Origin of the sequence: Siminovitchia fortis (assembly GCF_003605365.2) — a bacterium.
Taxonomy (GTDB): Bacteria; Bacillota; Bacilli; order Bacillales; family Bacillaceae_C; genus Siminovitchia; species Siminovitchia fortis.
The window spans coordinates 112,684-133,376 of sequence record NZ_QYTU02000003.1 but is presented as its reverse complement, the minus strand read 5'-3'; the positions used below and the strand labels follow the sequence as shown (position 1 = coordinate 133,376).

Annotated in this window: 18 protein-coding genes; 1 reads left to right on the top strand and 17 read right to left on the bottom strand. The window is 45.0% G+C overall.

The window, feature by feature from the left end; all coding sequences use genetic code 11:
• Positions 1-6: 6 nt before the first annotated feature.
• Entirely contained in the window at positions 7-1,677 is a 1,671-nt protein-coding gene (locus D4N35_RS03120) for a ribonuclease J (protein ID WP_120069812.1), read from the bottom strand.
• Between the two features lie 195 nt (positions 1,678-1,872).
• Here D4N35_RS03120 and D4N35_RS03115 point away from each other — a divergent pair, with 195 nt between their 5' ends.
• Positions 1,873-3,309 (top strand): PAS domain-containing sensor histidine kinase, encoded by a 1,437-nt coding sequence (locus D4N35_RS03115; RefSeq protein WP_120069809.1) that lies wholly within the window; start codon positions 1,873-1,875, stop codon positions 3,307-3,309.
• 257 nt (positions 3,310-3,566) lie between these two features.
• On the opposite strand, the gene dapA is transcribed toward D4N35_RS03115, so the two are convergent.
• The 16 genes from dapA to infB all read right to left on the bottom strand — a co-directional run bounded on the left by dapA (position 3,567) and on the right by infB (position 20,685).
• Positions 3,567-4,457 carry a 4-hydroxy-tetrahydrodipicolinate synthase gene (gene dapA, locus D4N35_RS03110; RefSeq protein ID WP_120069805.1) on the bottom strand — a complete coding sequence of 297 codons (891 nt, stop codon included), beginning with the start codon at positions 4,455-4,457 and terminating at the stop codon, positions 3,567-3,569.
• Between the two features lie 11 nt (positions 4,458-4,468).
• Positions 4,469-5,710, bottom strand: a complete 1,242-nt coding sequence (dapG, locus tag D4N35_RS03105; protein WP_120069803.1) for an aspartate kinase — start codon at positions 5,708-5,710, stop codon at positions 4,469-4,471.
• A gap of 21 nt (positions 5,711-5,731) precedes the next feature.
• Positions 5,732-6,796 (bottom strand): aspartate-semialdehyde dehydrogenase, encoded by a 1,065-nt coding sequence (asd, locus tag D4N35_RS03100; RefSeq protein ID WP_120069800.1) that lies wholly within the window; start codon positions 6,794-6,796, stop codon positions 5,732-5,734.
• 167 nt (positions 6,797-6,963) lie between these two features.
• Positions 6,964-7,563, bottom strand: coding sequence for a dipicolinate synthase subunit B (dpaB, locus tag D4N35_RS03095; RefSeq protein ID WP_120069798.1), 600 nt, complete (start codon positions 7,561-7,563; stop codon positions 6,964-6,966).
• Positions 7,564-7,566: 3 nt separating this feature from the next.
• Complete coding sequence (dpaA, locus tag D4N35_RS03090) at positions 7,567-8,463, bottom strand: dipicolinic acid synthetase subunit A (protein WP_120069795.1); 897 nt, start codon at positions 8,461-8,463, stop codon at positions 7,567-7,569.
• A 148-nt stretch (positions 8,464-8,611) separates the two neighbouring features.
• The gene (locus D4N35_RS03085; RefSeq protein ID WP_120069792.1) at positions 8,612-8,848 is read right to left on the bottom strand and encodes a YlmC/YmxH family sporulation protein; all 237 of its coding nucleotides are present in this window, start codon (positions 8,846-8,848) and stop codon (positions 8,612-8,614) included.
• 94 nt (positions 8,849-8,942) lie between these two features.
• Positions 8,943-10,184, bottom strand: coding sequence for a M16 family metallopeptidase (locus D4N35_RS03080; protein WP_120069788.1), 1,242 nt, complete (start codon positions 10,182-10,184; stop codon positions 8,943-8,945).
• A gap of 200 nt (positions 10,185-10,384) precedes the next feature.
• Entirely contained in the window at positions 10,385-11,365 is a 981-nt protein-coding gene (locus tag D4N35_RS03075; protein ID WP_390614548.1) for a polysaccharide deacetylase family protein, read from the bottom strand.
• A 190-nt stretch (positions 11,366-11,555) separates the two neighbouring features.
• Entirely contained in the window at positions 11,556-12,923 is a 1,368-nt protein-coding gene (locus D4N35_RS03070; RefSeq protein WP_164876271.1) for an IS1182 family transposase, read from the bottom strand.
• Positions 12,924-13,040: 117 nt separating this feature from the next.
• The gene (pnp, locus tag D4N35_RS03065; RefSeq protein WP_120069785.1) at positions 13,041-15,167 is read right to left on the bottom strand and encodes a polyribonucleotide nucleotidyltransferase; all 2,127 of its coding nucleotides are present in this window, start codon (positions 15,165-15,167) and stop codon (positions 13,041-13,043) included.
• A 247-nt stretch (positions 15,168-15,414) separates the two neighbouring features.
• On the bottom strand, positions 15,415-15,684 hold the full coding sequence (rpsO, locus tag D4N35_RS03060; protein WP_120069783.1) for a 30S ribosomal protein S15: 270 nt from the start codon (positions 15,682-15,684) through the stop codon (positions 15,415-15,417).
• A gap of 118 nt (positions 15,685-15,802) precedes the next feature.
• Positions 15,803-16,753: a bifunctional riboflavin kinase/FAD synthetase gene (gene ribF, locus D4N35_RS03055; RefSeq protein ID WP_120069780.1), complete on the bottom strand. Its 951-nt coding sequence runs from the start codon at positions 16,751-16,753 to the stop codon at positions 15,803-15,805.
• A gap of 15 nt (positions 16,754-16,768) precedes the next feature.
• Complete coding sequence (gene truB / locus D4N35_RS03050; protein ID WP_120069777.1) at positions 16,769-17,674, bottom strand: tRNA pseudouridine(55) synthase TruB; 906 nt, start codon at positions 17,672-17,674, stop codon at positions 16,769-16,771.
• Positions 17,675-17,719: 45 nt separating this feature from the next.
• Complete coding sequence (gene rbfA, locus D4N35_RS03045) at positions 17,720-18,061, bottom strand: 30S ribosome-binding factor RbfA (protein WP_120069775.1); 342 nt, start codon at positions 18,059-18,061, stop codon at positions 17,720-17,722.
• A gap of 15 nt (positions 18,062-18,076) precedes the next feature.
• Entirely contained in the window at positions 18,077-18,358 is a 282-nt protein-coding gene (locus D4N35_RS03040; protein WP_120069772.1) for a DUF503 domain-containing protein, read from the bottom strand.
• Positions 18,355-20,685: a translation initiation factor IF-2 gene (gene infB, locus D4N35_RS03035; protein WP_120069769.1), complete on the bottom strand. Its 2,331-nt coding sequence runs from the start codon at positions 20,683-20,685 to the stop codon at positions 18,355-18,357. Before infB ends, D4N35_RS03040 begins: the two co-directional genes overlap by 4 nt.
• Between the last annotated feature and the right edge of the window lie 8 nt (positions 20,686-20,693).

The window sequence follows — 20,693 nt, the reverse complement described above, 5'->3', positions numbered from 1 at the left end:
TTTGCTTTAAACTTCCATGATGATCGGCAGTATCATCGGCCTCCGTTTGGTCTGGTCAAATAAAAATTGATTCAGCCTGTCCCGGATATCCTGCTTGATTCCCGACCAGTCGAATGAGCCTTCGGAAATGGCTTGTTCAACAATCGACCGGACGATATTTGTTGATTCATCTATCAGCTTCTCCGATTCCCTTACATATACAAAACCGCGGGAAATGATCTCAGGCCCCGAGGCAATTTTCCTGTTCTTCTTATCAAGCGTAACAACGACAGTGAAAATTCCATCCTGTGAGAGCAGCTTGCGATCCCGCAGGACGATGTTTCCGACATCCCCGATGCCGATTCCGTCAATCAATACATTTCCGGCAGTTACTTTACCGCCGACGGACATTTTACCATCTTTGTATTCAACGATTTCACCATTGTTCGGGATAAATATCTGATCTTTGCTTAAGCCTGTTTGTTCGGCCAGCTTTGCATGCTCAAACAGCATCCGGTATTCTCCCTGGATCGGAATAAAAAATTTAGGCTTCATCAAATTGAGCATAAGCTTCAGGTCTTCCTGGCTGCCATGGCCCGAAACATGGATTTTAAAGTATGGCGTGCTGACAACTGCTCCCGCTCTATATAAAAGATCAATCGTTTTATACATGAATGTTTCCAATCCGGGGGAAGGCGTGGCTGTAATCAGCACAGTGTCGCCTTTTTTGATATTGATCTGCTTATGATTTTGCCTGGCCATTTTTTGCAGGGCTTCAAACGGCTCGCCCATTGTTCCTGTCGAAATGATGACAATTTCATTGTCCTCGTATTTCGGGATGTCACTTATCGGCACCATAAGCTCGTCTGAAGCCAGGGAAAGGTAGTTCAGCTTAAGGGCGATTTCAAAGCTCCGTTCTATGCTTTTTCCGACAACTGCCACTTTCCTCCCGTCCTCATACGCGGCATCCAGTGCCTGCTGGATCCTTATGAAATTGGATGCAAAACAGGCAACGATAATCCTTCCTTGTGCTGTATGGAATGTATTGGACAATTCCCTTTCCGTGACAGCTTCCGAGGTTGTAAAGCCCGGGTTTTCCGCTTCGGTGCTGTCCGATAAAAGGCAGAGTACCCCGGAATCCCCGATGCTTGCCATCTTTCCAATCTCGGCCTGGTATAATTCCGTGGCTGCCTGATCGAACTTAAAATCGCCGGTATGGACAATTTTTCCTTCTGATGTTTGTATGCAAATCCCGACAGAATCTGGGATGCTGTGGGTTGTATGGAAAAATGTGATGACGGTGCGTTCGAATTTTATCCTTGAATTGGATTTAACGGTATGAAAACGGCTTGATGCCTTGAGCCCGAATTCTTTCAATTTCTCTTTCGCAAGTGCGATTGTCAATTTCGTACCGTAAACAGGAGCATTTATTTTTTGCAAAACATAAGGGAGAGCCCCTATTGCATCTTCATGTCCGTGCGTCAAAAATATTCCCTTAATACGATCTTTTTGTTCCTCCAGCCACGTTGTATCCGGTATAACAATATCGATGCCGAGCATTTCATTTTCGGGAAACTTCAAGCCGGCATCGATGATGAAAATATCCGTATCAATTTCGATGACATACATATTTTTTCCTATTTCTCCCACTCCTCCAAGCGGAATTATTTTTATGCTGTCATTTTTCACTTTAGTCAAAATACTTCTTCCTCCCATGATGTATATTCCCGATCTTCATCAGTTACACTCCATTATACTTGATTGTGAATTCCATGTTCAACAATTACGGAAAATGGCGGGCAAAAGCAATTAAGTCTAAAGCTTAATAAAAAACCGGCGAAAAATATGATACAATTTTTATAATGACATGGATATGAATAAAGGAGACTTTGCATGAACAAGGGAACTTTACTTCAGGAGCTTGAGATTTACCGTTCTTTCCTTCAATACTCAGATATTGTTTTTTCGTTTCATTCAATCGATGGAGATTTTACATATGTTTCCCCGACTTCATATCCCTTGCTGGGATATAAGCCGGAAGAGCTGCTCAATTCCAGCCTTTACGATTTTTCCCATCCGGGTGACAGAAAAAAATTAAAGGACGTTTGTCTCACCCAGTCCTATAAAAGGGTCAAATATCGTTTCTGCCGTAAAGAGGGCGATTATATATGGCTGGAAACCACACTGATACCCTATTGTGAAAACGATGAACAAAAAGGGTTTTCCTGTATTTCAAGGGATGTGACGAATCAGATTGCAACGGAAGCGCAGCTGGAAGAAAATAAAGAAAAGTACCGCCTGCTCGTTGAAAATTTCCAGGATACTGTCGGTATCATAACAAAAAGCGGGCATTGGATTTACATTAATGATACGGCCAAAAAGCTGTTCGGCGTTACAAGAAAAGAAGAAGTCATCGGCAAGTCGATTTTTGATTTCATATCTCCTGCATCCCATGGAGTCGTAAAGCGCCAGCTTTTGCAAAACGGCATAAAGGAAGACGTTGAATTTACTGTTTCCAGGCATGACGGACTCAAAAAATATGTCCAGGTCAAGCTGATTCCGACAACATATAAAGAAAGGGAAACCTTTCAAATCCTGATCAGGGATATAACCGAGCAAAAGAAAACCGAGGAAATTATGCACAGGACCGAAAAGTTGTCCGTTGTCGGACAACTTGCTGCAGGCATTGCACATGAGATCAGAAATCCTTTGACAGCCATTAAGGGTTTTACGCAATTGTTAAAGAAAGAAGAGCATAATGATAATGCCTATCTTGAAGTCATGTTGAGTGAATTGGAGCGTATTGAGGATATTGTAAGCGATTTATTGATTTTGGCAAAGCCGCAGCCTTCCAAAATGGAAAAAGTTGATATCGGGCTGCTGCTGGAAGATACGGTGGATCTCTTCAGTTCAGAGGCTATCCTTCATAATGTTGAGATCATAACCGAAATAGAATTGGCCGATCCTTATATAAAGGGTGAATCGAATAAATTAAAACAGGTTTTTATCAATTTATTGAAAAATGCCATTGAAGCAATGCCGGATGGAGGTACAATCACCGTCAGTGCCATGAGGACAAGCAACGGCCGGGTCGTGGCAAAAATTAAGGATGAAGGAATAGGCATTCCGGAGGAACGAATACCTAATTTGGGAGAGCCGTTTTACAGTACAAAAGAAAAAGGGACTGGCCTGGGATTGATGATATGCAATCGAATTATTAAAAATCACGGCGGAACCATAAGTATCGAAAGTGAAATCAATAAGGGGACTACGATCAGTATATTTTTTCCGTCATTCGGCCCTTCAAAGATACCCGCAAACATAAAATGACCCCCTGAGGATAAGAGGCGTGCCTTTTATCCCCAGGGGTTTTTATATCACAGTAAGAAAGTACAAGATTTTTTAGCTTTAAAATTTTGAACAAAGCCTTTTGTTGTCTAGCTCCAGCGCCTATCGACTAGCAGACTTCGCACCTCCTCCTACGATAAGTCAACATCGGCTCGTTCCTCGCCGTGTTTCCTTTATCTCGTCGGAGGCACTCCAGTCTGTACGTCGATGGGCAAGGCGCTTGCGCTTTTCTAATGTTATCAGCTTTTGGATACCTTTTTTACTGTATTCAATAAACTTAGCAGATCCAATCTTTCTTCTTCTGATAAAGGAACAAGGGGCAGGCGTACGGAGCCCACGTCAAACCCTGCAAGCTGCAGGGCCGTTTTGATGGGACCGGGGCTTGGCGCCTTGAAAATTCCTCTCATAAACGGAAGAAGCTTCTGGTGTATGGCAGCTGCTCTTGAGTGGTCACCCCTAAAGAACGATTGAACCATGTCCTGCATCTCTTCCCCGATGACATGGCTGGCAACAGAAACAACTCCCATTCCGCCGATGGAAAGCACCGGCAATGTAAAAGCATCATCGCCGCTGTACAGCATAAAATCATCATCCGTATTGGCTATGATTTTAGTCATGGCGTCCAGGTCGCCGCTCGCTTCTTTGACAGCAACAATATTATCAAGTTTTGACAGTTCAATAACAGTATCAGGCAATAAATTAACCGATGACCTTCCCGGAATATTGTAAAGCATTACAGGCAATTTTGTTGCTCCGGCAATTGCTTCGAAATGTCTAAATAATCCAGTTTGGTTTGGTTTGTTGTAATACGGTGCAACCAGCATAATTGCATCGACCCCAAGCTCTTCAGCCTTTTTTGTCAATTCGATGGATGCATACGTATTGTTGCTGCCTGTACCGGCAATGACTGGAACCCTTCCTGCCGCTTCTTTGGCTACATGCTCAAAAAGAGCCAGCTTTTCCTCAGTCGTCAAAGTAGGCGATTCGCCGGTTGTTCCAGCCACTACAAGAGATTCAGTACCACTATTGATCAAGTGGTTCACAAGTTTAGAAGTTTTTTGGAAATCTATATTTCCTTTATTGTCAAAGGGTGTCACCATTGCCGTTGATACCCTGCCAAATTGAGCCATACACTCACACCTCAATCATATAATTCATATTCAATTTTTTCATTTTGCAATTCAAATACATCATGCAGTGCATTTACTGCATTTTCCAATTCATTTCCTTCAACGAGAACCCAGATCGTTGTATGGCTGTCAGCCGATTGAAGGATCCGGATTTCTTTTTCGGCCAGGGCGGTTACAATTTTTGCTGTAACACCCGGCACCCCTGTGATGCCTGCACCGACAATTGAAACTTTGGCACATTTAGGCTCCACAACCGGATCGTAGCCTGCCGCATTCAATTCGGCAACAGCCCGCTCGACAGTATCTTCAGGGATTGTATAAACTACCCCCGTTGGTGAAATATTGATAAAGTCCACGCTGATATTTGCGTTGGCCATTGCTTTAAAGACTTCAGACTGAAAGTTATACTGTCCTTTTTTGGCCGTTACCTTAATCTGGGAAATATTCTCCAGATAAGCGATCCCTGTCACTAACTGGTCACGCACTTCGGGCTGTTCAATTTTCCTATCCAGTGTTGTAACAAGTGTGCCGGGAGAATCGGAATAAGTCGATCTGATTCTAAGGGGAATTTTGGCTTGCATGGCGATTTCGACCGCACGGGGATGAATGACTTTTGCACCCTGATATGCCATGTTACACACTTCATCATATGTGACAACCGGAAGCGGCCGCGCCTTTTTAACAATGCGCGGATCGGCGGTCATCATTCCTTCCACGTCGGTAAATATGTCAATGAATTCCGCATTCAAAGCTGCTCCAAGGGCTGCTGCCGAAGTATCGCTTCCTCCGCGGCCGATCGTTGTGACATCACCGTTTTCTGCAGCTCCCTGGAAGCCCGCTACGACGACAACATCATATTTTTTCAATTCCTCTTTGAGCCGTTCACAGTTCATTTTTAAAATCTTGGCGTTTGTGAAATCAGAATTCGTGAGAAATCCCGCCTGCGCACCTGACATCGCAGTCGCTCTAATGCCTTTCTCATTCAACATATGCGTAAAAACGACACTTGAGATTGTCTCGCCGCACGATACCAGCATATCTTTTTCCCTGCCGGTAAGGGTTGTTTTTTTATCTCCGATCAAGCCCAATAAAGTATCCGTTGCATATGGGTCGCCTTTCCTCCCCATCGCCGATACGACCACAACTACCTTATTGCCGTTGTCAAGAGCTTTTTGTATATGTCTTTTTGCATGAGCACGTGTTTCACTATTTTTTACGGATGTTCCGCCAAATTTCTGAACAACAACTTTCATTCTAACACCCCGATTTGAAATTTAACTGTGCTGCGGCGTTGATACCATGCCTAATTTGACCAGACTCTCTGCAATTTGTACAGTGTTCAGAGCTGCTCCTTTAAGAAGATTGTCGGATACGATCCATAGATGGAATCCATTTTTTTCATCCAAATCCCTGCGGATTCTTCCGACGAATACATCATCTTTGCCCGCCGCCATAGCCGGCATCGGATAGATTTGCCCGTTCGGATCGTCCTGAACCGTTATACCCGGAGCTTCGGAAAGGACGTGTCTAATATCCTCAACATTTACATCATTTTGTCCAATTTCCACATAGACCGATTCGGAATGTCCCGTTTCAACCGGAAGCCGTACACAAGTTGCTGCTACTTTCAAAGATGGCAGATTCATGATTTTTTTCGTTTCATTAATCATTTTCATCTCTTCCAATGTATAGCCGTTGTCAGAGAATTGGTCGATTTGCGGAATAGCATTAAAAGCGATCTGATAATGTTTATCTGCTCCACCCACCGGCAAAATTTCCGGTTTGATCTCTTCCTCTTCAATAATGGATTTTGTTTGATTGTTCAACTCTGCAATCGCTTGGGCGCCCGCACCGGACACTGCCTGATAAGTAGAAACGATTACTTTGTTTAATCCGAAGGCTTTTCTGATCGGCTCGAGGGCTGCAACCATTTGAATGGTTGAACAGTTCGGATTGGCGATAAGTCCTTTATGCTCCCTTACGGCTGACTCATTCACTTCCGGCACAACCAGCGGAACTTCGGGATCCATGCGGAATGCACTTGTATTATCTATCACGATTGCCCCACGCTTAACTGCTTCGGGTGCGAATTTTTTTGATACGCTTCCTCCCGCACTGAACAGGGCAATGTCTACTCCTTCAAAAGATTCTGGAACGGCTTCTTCAACCGTGAGGGTTTCCCCTTTAAACTGAATTTTTTTGCCTGCTGAACGTGCTGATGATAGCGGCGTTAACTTTCGAATTGGAAAGTCCCTTCTCTCCAAAGTTTTCAATATTTGCTGTCCCACTGCTCCAGTCGCACCCATGACGGCGACATGATAACCTGTAGTTTTTTCCATCTGAAAGACTCTCCTCCTAATCCCGACATACCTACATTAAACTCATAAGGATTCATTCAATAATTATCATTTTAACACATTTTACTCAGCTATCGAAATCATTTTCTTCAAAATATTGAATTGGCGGGAAAAGAAAGACTTTCCACCCTTCTTTTCCCGTCATCATTTCACGAAAAGTCCCTGAACCTTTCAATAATCACCGGCTGTATCTGGTAGCCATTGATGGCTGCTTCCACGGCAGCAGGAAGCATTTCCATACGGGCAACCATGGAAGTCGGCTTTCTTTCCGGATCGTCCTGTCCGTATGGAATAAAGTATATATTCTTGGCTGCCATGAGCCTCATCAGATTCACGCCATTCAATCCGAGGGCGTCATTGGTGGAGATTCCCAAAACTACAGGCTTTCTGTTCCTCAAGGTGGCCTTAGCTGCCATTAAAACAGGAGAGTCAGTCAACGCGTTGGCGAACTTGCTCATTGAATTTCCTGTCAACGGTGCAATTACCATGCAGTCAAGCGGCTCTTTAGGCCCAAGCGGCTCGGCATCGACAATCGAATCAATGACTTTCCTTCCTGCCGCCTGTTCTATTCTTGCAACCCAATCATCGCTCTCCCCAAATTTCGTATCCGTACTTTTAACTGTATAAGTCACTACAGGAACGACTTCTGCCCCAACAGCCGCCAGCTTTTCAATTTCCGGTATGACAGCATCATACGTACAATGCGATCCGGTTAAACCGAAACCGATCCGCTTGCCTTTTAAACCCATTTTTTATTTCCCCTTTCGGCTTTCCAGCTCTTCTCTCAACAATTGCGATAGAACATTCGCCAAAATTTGTCCCGCTGTTTTAGGTGCAACAATTCCCGGTAATCCGGGTGCAAGAAGTGCTTTGATGCCGCGCTTCTCCGCATAGCGGAAATCTGTTCCGCCAGGCTTGGAAGCCAAATCGATGATTAAGGTATGTGACGGCATTTGGGCGATGACTGCGGCGTTGACTATTGGATAAGGTACAGTATTAATACAAATATCAATATCTTTCACTTCATTTCTCAAATCGTTCAAATGAAATGGCTGCAATCCCATTTCAGTTATCCTGGCAATATGCTCGCTTTTTCTTGCCCCCACTTTCACTTTGGCTCCCAGCAATGAAAAGCTCCGGGCAACACTCATTCCAACTCTCCCCAGCCCCAATACGGCGATGGATGACTGATGGATGGTTATGTCCGTATTTTGTATGGCCATCATAATGGTTCCTTCAACGGTAGGGATCGAATTATAAATGGCCACATCGTCTCTTTCAAACAGATTGACCAGCTTCCGTTTTGACTTTTTTATGATGTCATCCAGGTACCCGTTGCTGATCCCTGAATATACGGTGCAATGAGATGGCGTCTGATGAAGGATTTTCTCTGTTAAAACAATTTTTTCACTTGAGAATATCGTTTCCACTTCCCCTTCCAGGCTCGTTCCGGGTACAGGTAAAATGATCGCGTCTATATGCGAAAAATTAATGTCATGAAGCTTTTCTTTCACAGCTCCGGAAAAAGGCTGTTCCAGCTGTTCAAATCCGGCAAGGTATAATTTTGCATCCAGCTCTGTCAACTTTCTAACGATTTCCAATTGCCTTGCATCTCCGCCCATGACAACTATCTGCATATCCGTCAACATCAAAGTTCCATCACCTTCTTTCGCTCATGCTGTACCCCTCTCCAACCTTATTGTATGATGGCACAAAAAATAGAGTGCTTGGACGGTTTCCAGCACTCTGATAGAAAAGCGGAAGACAGCCGGTTTAGGGCGGCGGCCATCTTATTTTTCATTCAATTTTAGGAACTTCCAAAATGATCATGTCTGTCCCGATGGTTCTAATATTTCTCCACGGCACCCTGATTTCCCCGCCATTTTTCCTGATCCATTTTCCGGTTGGAATGATCAGGTGATTAATTTCACCTGTACTGGTGTTAATCTCAAGATCTGTCTGTCCAAGAACCCCCATTCTCTCCGCTTTTTTAAAGTCAACGAGTTCTTTGCCACCCAGCTCGCTTAATCGCATAATGCGCCTCCTTATTCATCCACTCCCTTTGTAATATATATAGCCTGTTTCCGATTTTTAGAATGGAAAAACCCCTTTTTTAAAAGGGGCTCCATTAACTGCTTGGCTGCAATAATAATTTTTCTTCAGGACTGATCAGGGCAAGCGTATATTGATCGGTGAAAATCCGGTTTGCCATATCGTTTACGCTTTGAATGCTGACACGGTCAATTTCATTCACGATTTCATCCAAAGTTCTGTGGCGTTTCAGCAGCAATTCATTTTTCCCGTTTCTGCTCATCCTGCTGTTTGTACTTTCAAGTCCGAGCATTAAGTTTCCTTTTAACTGCTCTTTGCTATTCATCAACTCTTTCTCGGTGATTCCGTTCCTTTTCAATTCGCCGAGCGTATAGTTAATTGTCCCGAAAAGGTCGTCAATCTGATTGGCCCCCGTACCTCCGTATATAGTGACAATTCCGCTGTCTTTATACGAAGAATGGTAGGAAAATACTGAATAGGCGAGCCCTTTTTCTTCCCGCACTTCTTGAAAGAGGCGGGATGACATGCTTCCGCCAAAAATATTATTCATGACAATCAAACTGTATATATCGGGATCGCCGATGGGCAGCCCTTCAAATCCGATACACAAATGGGCCTGCTCCGTATCCTTCTGCCTCGTGACATGGTTCGCCTTAAAGACGGGCTTGGATTCGGTTTTCCGCCCCCCTTTTCTTTCGAATGATCCAAAAAGGCGCTCTACTTCTTTTGTAAAAGATTCGTCAATATTTCCAGCAATGGATATTACTATCTTTTCCGGTGTATACATCTCTTCTACATAGGCCCTTAATTTGTCGCCTGTGAATGTAAACAACGTCTGTTCTGTTCCCAGGATCGGATACCCTAGGGGATGATTATCGAATGCCGCTTTGCTGAGAAGATCATGGACGATGTCATCCGGAGTATCTTCGTACATTTTGATCTCTTCACTAACGACATTCTTCTCTTTATTCAGCTCTTCCTCCGCAAATACGGAATTGAAAAACATGTCAGCAAGTGTTTCCAGCGCGTACTGTGAATGGTTGTCCAGCACCTTGGCATAATAGCAAGTATATTCTTTTGAGGTAAAGGCATTGACCTGGCCGCCGATTGAATCGAATGCTTCGGCAAGCTCTTTTGCATTTCTTGTAGCTGTTCCTTTAAAAAACATATGCTCAAGAAAATGGGAGATGCCGTTGTTACCAGGCAATTCATCACGCGATCCTGTCCCCACCCATATGCCGATGGCAACAGAACGGACAGAAGGTATGTTCTCTAGTACGACTCTTACTCCGTTTTGGCAAGTATATTTTTTTATCACTGCAGTTCCTCCTGTTCATGATGTATAAAGAATAGCGGAGGGCGGTCGCTCAGGGGCGACAAGCGCTAAGGAAAAAGCAGTGAAGGTGCTTTTTACCTTCATTGATATTTCCTTAGCGGCCTCGAGCCCCTGCCGCCCGAATCTGGATAATTAGAAAAGCGCAAGGCGCCTGTCCATCAACGTACAGACGCGTCCGGCGCTTATTTATCCATTTGTTGATCTATTTTTATGATGTGTTCTTCATCCATCAACTTTGTGACTGTACCGATCCTTAAGCTCCTATCTTTGATCTGCTTTATCAGACTGTCAAGCGCTTTCGAGGTAGGATCGGTCGGATGCATTAAAATCATTGCCCCAGGGTGGACCTTTGTCATTACACGATCTATGATCGTTTCCGGTGAAGGCTTTTCCCAGTCAATCGTGTCTACCGTCCACATGACTGTCTTCATGTCCAACTCATTCGCAATAAGAACAGTATGATCGCGGAAGCCGCCGCTGGGCGGCCCGAACCAAACAGGCTTCTCACCCGTAGTAGCCTCTATGATTTCATTTGTCTTCAATAACTCTTCCCGTGTTTTTGCTTCCCCGAGCGTTTCCATTTTTGGATGGCTGTATGAATGGTTCCCCACTTCATGTCCGTCAGCGGCGATCATCTTCGCCAGATCAGGATTTTCCTTCACCCAACGGCCTTCCAAAAAAAATGTTGCCTGAACGTTATGCTTTTTCAGCGTTTCCAGCATTTGGGGCAAATATTCATTTCCCCAGGCAACATTGATCAAAAAGCTGACCATCGGCTTTTCCGGATGTCCCCTGTATATGGGTGACGGAGGCAAATCATCTAAATGAACCTTGGGGGGAATTTGTTTGAAAACAATCTTACGGGCATCAAAGGTTTCGCCTTGCATTTTTTTATAGGAAGCCTTGATATCCACTTTAACTCCATTATACCCCGGCATCGCTTTCCAAACCCTGTCTATTTTGGCATCCTGAGGGGGCGCGTCATATTTTTCCGCGGCACGGGCAATCTGCTCATATAATGCATCCTGACTGGAATCAACCGGATGCGAATCTTCTACTAACCCATTTAAATAGACCGTTGTATAGGGATTATTGACAATCAATATTGCTAGGATAGCAATAAGAGCCAATCCTGGCAAGTGTTTTGTATTCATCACGCCCATTTCCTCCTTCAACCCAATTTTATGAGGACAATGGACAAGGTAGAACATTTAAAAAAAGCCAGGATTACCTGGCTTTCAGCTTGTAGAGAAAGTAGGTGTTTTTTTCTCTACAAGCTTTTTTATTTTACATTTAGATAATTTGCATGTAGATTTTTGTGTTTTTGTTTATAAGAAAAAGACTCCCACCCACCTAGAGCTGGCGGTCCAGGTGCATGGCAATCTTCTTCATGTTCTGGCAGGCTGCTGTAAGCAACACCTGCTCGCTCGCCTTTTGCAATCCCCTCAACCGGCAATAACGAAGCCCATGCAGTTCTTTTGAATCTGCGAAGCTTCGTTCGACTTTTTCTTTTCTGAATTTATAAAGCTTTTTGCCCTCAGGGGATAATCGATTCAGTCGCACTTTTTCCTTGTGCTCCTCCCAGACATGGCGGGTGACCACCTTCTGATGGTTTTTTGATCGGGTACATTCTTTAAGAAGCGGGCATGCCGCACACTTTTTGGGATCTGATTTATATTCCCTGTAGCCGTCCCGGCTGGTGGTGGAATAGTGCAATGTCTCCCCGTTTGGACAGATGTAGATATTCTGATCTTCGTCATACGTAAACTTCCATTTTGGAAACAGCCCCTGTGTTGGGTGATATCTGCGATGGGCAATCACTCCAAAGATATTCCTGTCAGACAATCCTTTACAGATCGGATTTGTCAGATAGCCGGAATCCAAGGCAACCGCCTCCACATGAAAGCCAAACCTGTTCACCTGCCGGTCCAAGCGTTCAAGATAGGGAACGGAGTCATGGACATTCCCGGGAGTGACGAAGGCATCCGTGATAATGTTGAATTTCATATCCGTCGTACGGTGATCCAGATAGCAGAACATTTCCTGTTTATGATCCCGGGACATAAATCCACAATCAGGGTCTGTTGTGCTTTTTCGGATTTCTTTTGTTTTCTTCACTTCCTCCCGGTCCTTCAAAGGCTTTTTTTCATGCTTTTTCCGGTCCTCTTCTATGGCCTGGTTCAAATCCTCTATGTACTCGCGCGTCTCCACCTCGACAACTTCTTTTGTATATTTATGTTTGTTGGCACTCGCCTTCAGATGGGTTGAATCCGTGAATAGCGCCCTCCCGCCGACCATACGGTGATTCTGCGCCTGGAAAACAATTTCATCGAAGATTTCCTGGAAAACGTCTGTATCCTTAAAACGGTTACAACGATTCCAGCTGATAGTAGAATGATGAGGGACAGAATCGGTTAAACGCAATCCCAGAAACCAGCGATATGCGACATTGGTTTGGATCTCTTTCTCTAGCTGGCGTTCCGAGCGAATGCCAAAGAAATAGCCGATAAACATCATTTTAAACAGAACGATTGGATCTAATGAAGGACGGCCATTGTCTTCTGAATAGTAGGGCTTGACCTTATCAATGATAAAAGAGAAATCGATATGTCGATCAATTTTCCTGAGAAGATGATCTTGGGGAACCAAATCTTCAAGACAAACAAATTCCATTTCATTTTGAATGCTGGATCTTGTATGAAGCAACTTTATCACCGCCATCTATTATTAATTAGATTATATCAAATTAACGCGGAGTAATATTAAAGAATTCAAAATAATAAAAAGGCTGTCGAGGGTTTCTCGACAGCCTGAAAGCCAGGATTACCTGGCTTTTTTTCACTCTTTTTCTTGATTCTGTTTTTCTTTCTGTTCTTTAAGGACAGCTTTTCGGGAAAGATTCACTCTTCCCTGATTATCAATCTCCACTACTTTTACAAAGATTTCGTCTCCAATGGAAACAACATCCTCAACTTTGTTGACCCTTTCCTCGGCCAATTGTGATATATGGACAAGGCCGTCTTTGCCAGGGAAAATTTCCACAAAAGCGCCGAATTTTTCAATTCGCTTCACTTTTCCAAGGTACATTTGTCCAGCCTCTACTTCCCTGACGAGGTCTTCTATGATCTTCTTTGCCTTTTCATTCATTTGCTCGTCGGCAGATGCGATAAACACTGTTCCATCTTGTTCAATGTCGATTTTCACGCCGGTTTCTTCAATAATTTTATTGATCTGCTTGCCGCTCGGCCCAATGACATCCCTGATTTTATCAGGATTGATATGGAGCGTAAGAATTTTCGGCGCATATGGTGAGAGATGTTCTCTCGGTTCGGAAATAGCGGCATTCATTTTCTCAAGAATATGCATCCGGCCTTCTTTTGCCTGATGGAGAGCCTCCTCCAAAATTTCACGCGACAAGCCTTCTATTTTAATGTCCATTTGAAGAGCGGTAACTCCTTTGGCCGTTCCGGCCACCTTGAAGTCCATGTCTCCCAAATGGTCTTCCATGCCCTGGATGTCAGTCAATATTGTATAATGTTCTCCGGATTTAACCAATCCCATTGCAATACCCGCAACAGGGGCTTTAATAGGAACGCCTGCATCCATCATGGCAAGCGAGCTTGCACAAATACTTGCCTGTGAAGTTGAGCCATTGGATTCCAACACTTCAGAGACGAGACGGATCGTATACGGAAAATCGGCTTCACTTGGAATTACAGGCTCCAAGGCCCGTTCCCCAAGGGCGCCGTGGCCGATCTCCCTGCGTCCTGGTCCCCGGATGGGACCTGTTTCACCCACGCTGAAATGAGGAAAATTATAGTGATGCATGAACCTTTTGGACTCTTCAATTCCAAGGCCGTCCAAAATCTGAACATCCCCAAGAGCACCAAGTGTACAAACACTGAATGCCTGAGTCTGGCCTCTTGTAAATAATCCGGACCCGTGCGTTCTTCCCAACAGATGAACTTCTGTATGGATAGGCCGGATTTCATCGGGCCTCCGTCCATCCGGACGGATCTTTTCAACAGTGATCAAACGGCGTACTTCTTCTTTAACAAGCTTATCCAAAACTTGCTTCACTTGTTTGATCAACTCTTCATTTTCTCCATCTTCCCGCTCAGAAAAGCTTTCAATAACCTTGTTCTTGACTTCCTGGATGGCATCTTCACGTGCATGTTTTTCCTCTACCTGGATCGCAGCAATAAGCGACTGCTCGCACATTGACCGGACTTCTTGTTCAATCTCGGAATCAATTTCGTACAATTCGATTTGCCTGTTATCTTTTCCGACCTTTTCTGCAATCTCTTCCTGGAAAGCGATCAGGCGCTTTATTTCCTCATGGCCGTACATAATCGCCTCGAGCATGGTCTCCTCAGAAACCTCTTCTGCTCCCGCCTCGACCATGTTGACTGCATCTTTTGTCCCGGCAACCGTCAAGTCGATATCACTTTGCTCCATTTGTTCAACGTTTGGATTGATGATGAATTCTCCATCCACGCGCCCAACAACGACTCCCGCGATCGGTCCGTCAAACGGAATGTCAGAAACCGACAATGCCAGGGAAGAACCGAACATGGCCGCCATCTCCGGGGAACAATCCTGATCGACACTCATTACAATACTTACAACCTGCACTTCATTTCTGAAACCATCCGGAAACAGCGGGCGGATCGGCCGGTCGATCAGACGGCTTGCCAAAATCGCCTTTTCACTCGGACGTCCTTCCCTTTTAATAAAACCGCCGGGTATTTTGCCCACTGCATATAATCTTTCTTCATAGTTGACAGTCAACGGAAAAAAATCAACGGATTTTGCCTCTTTTGAAGCCGTAGCGGTAGATAATACAGCTGTATCTCCATAACGGATGAGAACCGCTCCGTTTGCCTGTTTTGCAAGCTGGCCGATTTCAACGGTCAATTTCCGTCCGGCCCATTCCATAGAAAAAACTTTTTTCTCATGGTCCATTTTACAACGCCTCTCTTTCATAAACCTGATTGTAAATAATAGGCAGAAAAGCAAAGTTAAAAACGCTCACCTGTTACGCACTGAACATTAGACATAGATATGAACTTGTCCTATCCATGTCCAATGTTCAGTTCGAATATGCGCACTTTCGCCGCATTTTCATATTGAACTTACGTACAGGTGTCTGCCTTTTCATCCTAACAAAAAAGCGGGAATTTATCCCGCTTTTAGTTACAGCATTATCATCTTAACGACGCAGGCCAAGTCTATCGATCAATACACGATAACGTTGAACATCTTTTTCGCGCAGATAAGTCAACAAGTTTCTGCGGCGTCCAACCATTTTCATTAATCCCCGTCTGGAATGATGATCTTTTTTGTGGACGCGGAGATGGCTGTTCAAATTGTTGATTTCTTCTGTCAAAACCGCAATTTGAACTTCCGGTGATCCCGTGTCGCTTTCATGAATTCTGTACTGGCTGATGATTTCGTTTTTACGTTCTTGCGTAATGGACATTTGTCCAACACCTCCTGTTTTTCATCCCCGGTTACCGAGCAGGCGTTGGTGAATCGCACTGCCAAGCAACGGTTCTTGATACTGTTATAGGATACAACTTTGCTATGGAAAAATCAAGTTATTTTGGATCCCCCTGAAAAAATCTCTCCGCAGTCTGCTTATCCTTTAAAATTTGTTCTTTTAGTTGGTCCAAATGATCAAACTTTTGTTCATCCCTGATTCTTAGGCGCCATTCTATTGTCACTTCTTCACCATAGATTGAGCGGTCAAAATGCAATAAATGAATTTCAATCGACAGTCCCACTTTCCCCGGTTCATGGAATGTAGGTTTGTAGCCCACATTGCACACCCCATTTTCCCATCGATTGTTCACAAGCATCCGGACTGCATAAACACCTTCTCTTGGTACGATATAATCATCGTTCAGCCTGATATTGGCTGTGGGAAAGCCAAGAAGCCTTCCCCGTTTCTCGCCATGGATGACAGTTCCTTTTGTCGTATAATATCTTCCGAGCAGCCCGCAGACCTCTTCAGTCCTGCCTGCCCTTAACAGCTTTCTGATCCGGGTCGAGCTGACTTTCTCATTATATTTCTCAAGTTTGGGCACCGTGATAACCTGAAGCTTTCCCTGCCCATGCTCAAAAATTGTCTCCATTGTACCCTTTCCGTATTTTCCATATGTAAAATCAAACCCGGCCGTCACATACCGCACATTCAAGTCTATCAGATATTGCTGGACAAATTCAGCAGGCTGAAGGCTTGCAAATGCGGATGTGAATCTGACAATCAAGAGATATTCTATGCCTAATTCTGAAATAACTTCTATCTTATCCTCTAACGGAGTGATATATTCAACAGCTTCACCTTCTTGCGACAGAACAACAGAAGGGTGGGGATCAAAGGTCATGACTGCACTTTTTACCCCGTGCTTGTCAGCGTTTTTTTTAGCTGTCTGGATAACGCTCTTATGTCCTTCGTGAACCCCGTCAAAAAAACCAAGAGCTACTGAGAGGGGCGGGAAATCGTTCTTTTGTAAAGAGTGGGGATGCTGGATCATTAATACTTTCAATATATGTCACCTGTTTCATTCGTTTCTTAGCACTTTCACCGGCTTGATCAGCCCGGCTTTTTGCGGATGGGATTGATAAATGGCCCAGGCCCTTCCTTTATATAAGAGGACTGTCTCTTCGTCTGTCCATTGGCCAGGCCTGTCCAAAACAGCGCCATTTTTCACTTTTACCGCTAATTTATCACTAATTTCCATGGAGGGCAAATGTAACAGCCCCGTCTCGAGCGGAAAAATGGCTTCCTGGACTTTTCCTTGGCTTAGAAGGGAATTCAGCTCGTCAAATGTGACACAATCCTCCTTCTTAAATGAAGCGGATGCTGTCCGGATAAGCTCTGACATGTGGGCTGGATATCCGAATTTTTCCCCTATCATGACAGCGAGCGTCCGAATATAGGTGCCTTTGCTGCAATGGACGGAAAATCGAAAAGAGAAAAGTCCGTCACGTAACGATATCGTGTCCTCCAACAGCTTCAAACGGTATATCTTCACTGTCCGGACGGGACGTTCTACCGTAATGCCTGCTCGGGCATATTCATAAAGGCGTTTGCCTTTGACCTTTACAGCAGAATACATCGGAGGGGTTTGCTGAATTTCACCGGTTAAAGATTTCAGGACGCTTTCAATCTCTTCGATCGCAATTTTTTCCTGAACCGGCTTTTCTTCTACTATTTCGCCGGCAGCATCTTCCGTTGTTGTTGAAAAACCGATGGTAATTTCGCCCTCATACTCTTTGCCTGCATCCGTTATATACTCAGCTATTTTGGTGGCCCTGCCGAGACAGATCGGCAATACACCTGTCACATCGGGATCAAGGGTGCCTGTATGCCCGACCTTTTTCATTCCCAAAAGCTTCCTGATCTTATAAACACAGTCATGGGATGTCAATCCTTTTGGCTTCCACAATGGCAGAATCCCTTCCACAGGCTCCTCCTCCTCTTGAAAAAAGGATAGACATGTTTGTCTATCCTAATCTTCATTAATATCTTTTAACAGTTTCTCAATCTTGTTTCCATACTCGATTGATTCGTCAAATTCAAAAGTGATTTCCGGTGTTTTTCGCAGTCTGATCCTATGGCCGATCTCCGACCGGATAAACCCGGTTGCCTTCGTCAGGCCTTTCAGTGTATCTTCTTTCTCCTGGTCACTGCCAAGAACTGAAATATAGACTGTAGCCTGTTGAAGGTCCCCTGTCACTTCCACGTCGGTAACAGTGACAAAGCCGACTCTTGGATCTTTGATCTTCCGGGAAATGATCTCACCCAGTTCTTTTTTCATTTGTTCACCGACGCGATGGGCTCGTAAACTCATGTATAACACCTCACATTACAGCCACTCAAAATGGGTTGCCCCGATTCGTTCCCATTCAGGGAACGAATCCAGGAATTCAATTGCCGCTTCCAGTTCACGTTCAGCTCTTTTCCTCGCTGATGCAACAGTGGCGATGGCGATGCCTGCACGCTGCCAAATGTCCTGATGCCCAACCTCGGCAATGGAGACATTATATTTTTGCTTTGTCCTTGTCAGGATCCGCTTTACTACTGAGCGTTTATCTTTTAGAGATCGGGCATTATATATCCGGAATTCACATTCAGCAAAACCGATCAAGCACGCTCAACCTCTTGCATCAAGAAGGCTTCGATGACGTCCCCTTCCTTTACGTCATTGAAATTTTTGATCGTGATGCCGCATTCGTATCCCTGGCTCACTTCTTTAACGTCATCCTTGAACCGTTTTAAATCGTCGATTTCACCCTCATAGATGACAATCCCATCTCTGATCAGGCGAACGCCACTGTCACGGGTAATTTTTCCATCCGTTACATAAGAACCGGCAATCGTTCCAATTCTGGATACCTTGAAGGTTTGCCGGACTTCAGCCTGGCCGATGACTTTTTCTTCGTATTCAGGATCCAGCATGCCTTTCATAGCCGCTTCGATCTCTTCGATCGCCTTGTAAATGATGCGGTGAAGCCGGATATCCACACCTTCCGAATCCGCAGCCCGTTTGGCGTTCACATCAGGACGGACATTAAAGCCGATGACAATCGCATTGGAAGCTGCCGCCAGCGTGATATCCGATTCATTGATGGCTCCGACGCCTGCGTGGATAATCTTGATGTTGACGCCATCCACATCGATTTTCCTCAATGATGCGGCAAGTGCCTCCGCAGAACCTTGGACATCCGCTTTAATGATTACATTGAGCTCTTTCATTTCACCCTGTTTCATCTGCTCAAAAAGCGTATCCAGGCTTACACGGGAGCTTTCGTTTCTTTGGGCTTGCAGCGCCTGTTGGGCACGTGATTCCCCGACTTGGCGGGCCGTCTTTTCATCTTGGAATACGACAAAACGGTCCCCTGCCTGAGGCACATCGCTCAGGCCTGTAATTTCAACCGGGGTTGAAGGCGCCGCTTCTTTGACACGCCGTCCGATATCATTCACCATGGCACGGACACGGCCGAATGTGTTGCCGGCAACGATCGGATCTCCCACATTCAAGGTGCCGTCCTGGACAAGCAATGTTGCGACCGGACCGCGTCCTTTATCAAGCTGGGCTTCAATGACCGTTCCCAATGCAGTCCTTTTCGGATTTGCTTTGAGTTCTTCCACTTCACTTACAAGAAGGACCATTTCGAGCAAGCTGTCTATGCCTTCCCCTTGAAGAGCGGAAATTGGCACAAAAATAGTGTCCCCGCCCCAGTCTTCCGGGACAAGTCCGTGTTCTGTCAATTCCTGCATCACACGATCAGGGTTCGCTGTCGGCTTATCGATCTTGTTGACAGCCACGATGATTGGCACTTCAGCTGCTTTTGCATGGTTGATCGCCTCTATTGTTTGCGGCATGACCCCGTCGTCGGCTGCTACGACCAAAATCGTAATATCCGTTACTTTGGCTCCCCTTGCCCGCATTGTTGTAAACGCGGCGTGTCCCGGAGTATCCAGGAATGTAATTTTTTTACCGTTTGCTTCAATCTGATAAGCCCCGATATGCTGCGTGATTCCGCCGGCTTCTCCCGCTGTGACCTTTGTGTTTCTCAATGAATCAAGGAGTGTCGTTTTACCATGGTCAACATGTCCCATAATTGTAACAACAGCTGGTCTTTCCACCAGATCCGCCCCATTGTTCCCCTCTTCGAAATACACTTCAAGGTCGGTCTTATCGATTTGAATCTCTTCTTCAACCTCTACACCATATTCAGCACAGATAAGCTCAATGGCATCCTTATCCAATTCCTGGTTGATCGTTGCAATAACACCAAGCATAAAGAGCTTTTTAATGATTTCGGAAGGTTCCCTGTGAATCTTCTTGGCAAGTTCAGCTACAGTCAAAGATTCGGTAAAAGTGATTTTTTTCGGCAATTCTTTTTGCTTTGGCGGTGCAGGCTGGTGCTGCTGCTGTTTCTGGCGCTGACGGTTTTGATTCTGCTTGCGGTTGCGGCCCGGCCCCTTATTTCCTCCCCGCTGATTTCCTTTCGAATTGGGCTTATGATGCCCGCCGTCGTTTTTTTTATGATTGCGGCCGTTCCTTTGGCCCTGATCTCCCTGTTGCCTGTTTTGCTGCTGTTCCGATCCGCTCTTGCGCCGGTCGCCCCGCTGTTCTCCACTCTGTCCCGCTCTGGATTGCGGACGTCCCTGCTGTTCTCCGCTTTGTCCCGCTCTGGACTGCGGACGTCCCTGCTGCCCTCCGCTCTGTCCCGCTCTGGGCTGTGGCCGTCCCTGCTGTCCGCTTTGTCTTTGCTGCACTCTTCTCTGGGAGCCTCCTTTTCCACCGCTGTTTCTGTTAAAAACAGAATCCAGTTTTCCGATTGCCTGGCCGTCAATAGCCGACATATGGTTAGTAACTTCTATATTCATGCTTTTCAGCTTTTCTATCACTTCCTTGCTGGAAGTATTATGTTTTTTTGCATATTCATATACTCTCATTTTACTCATATGTTCAC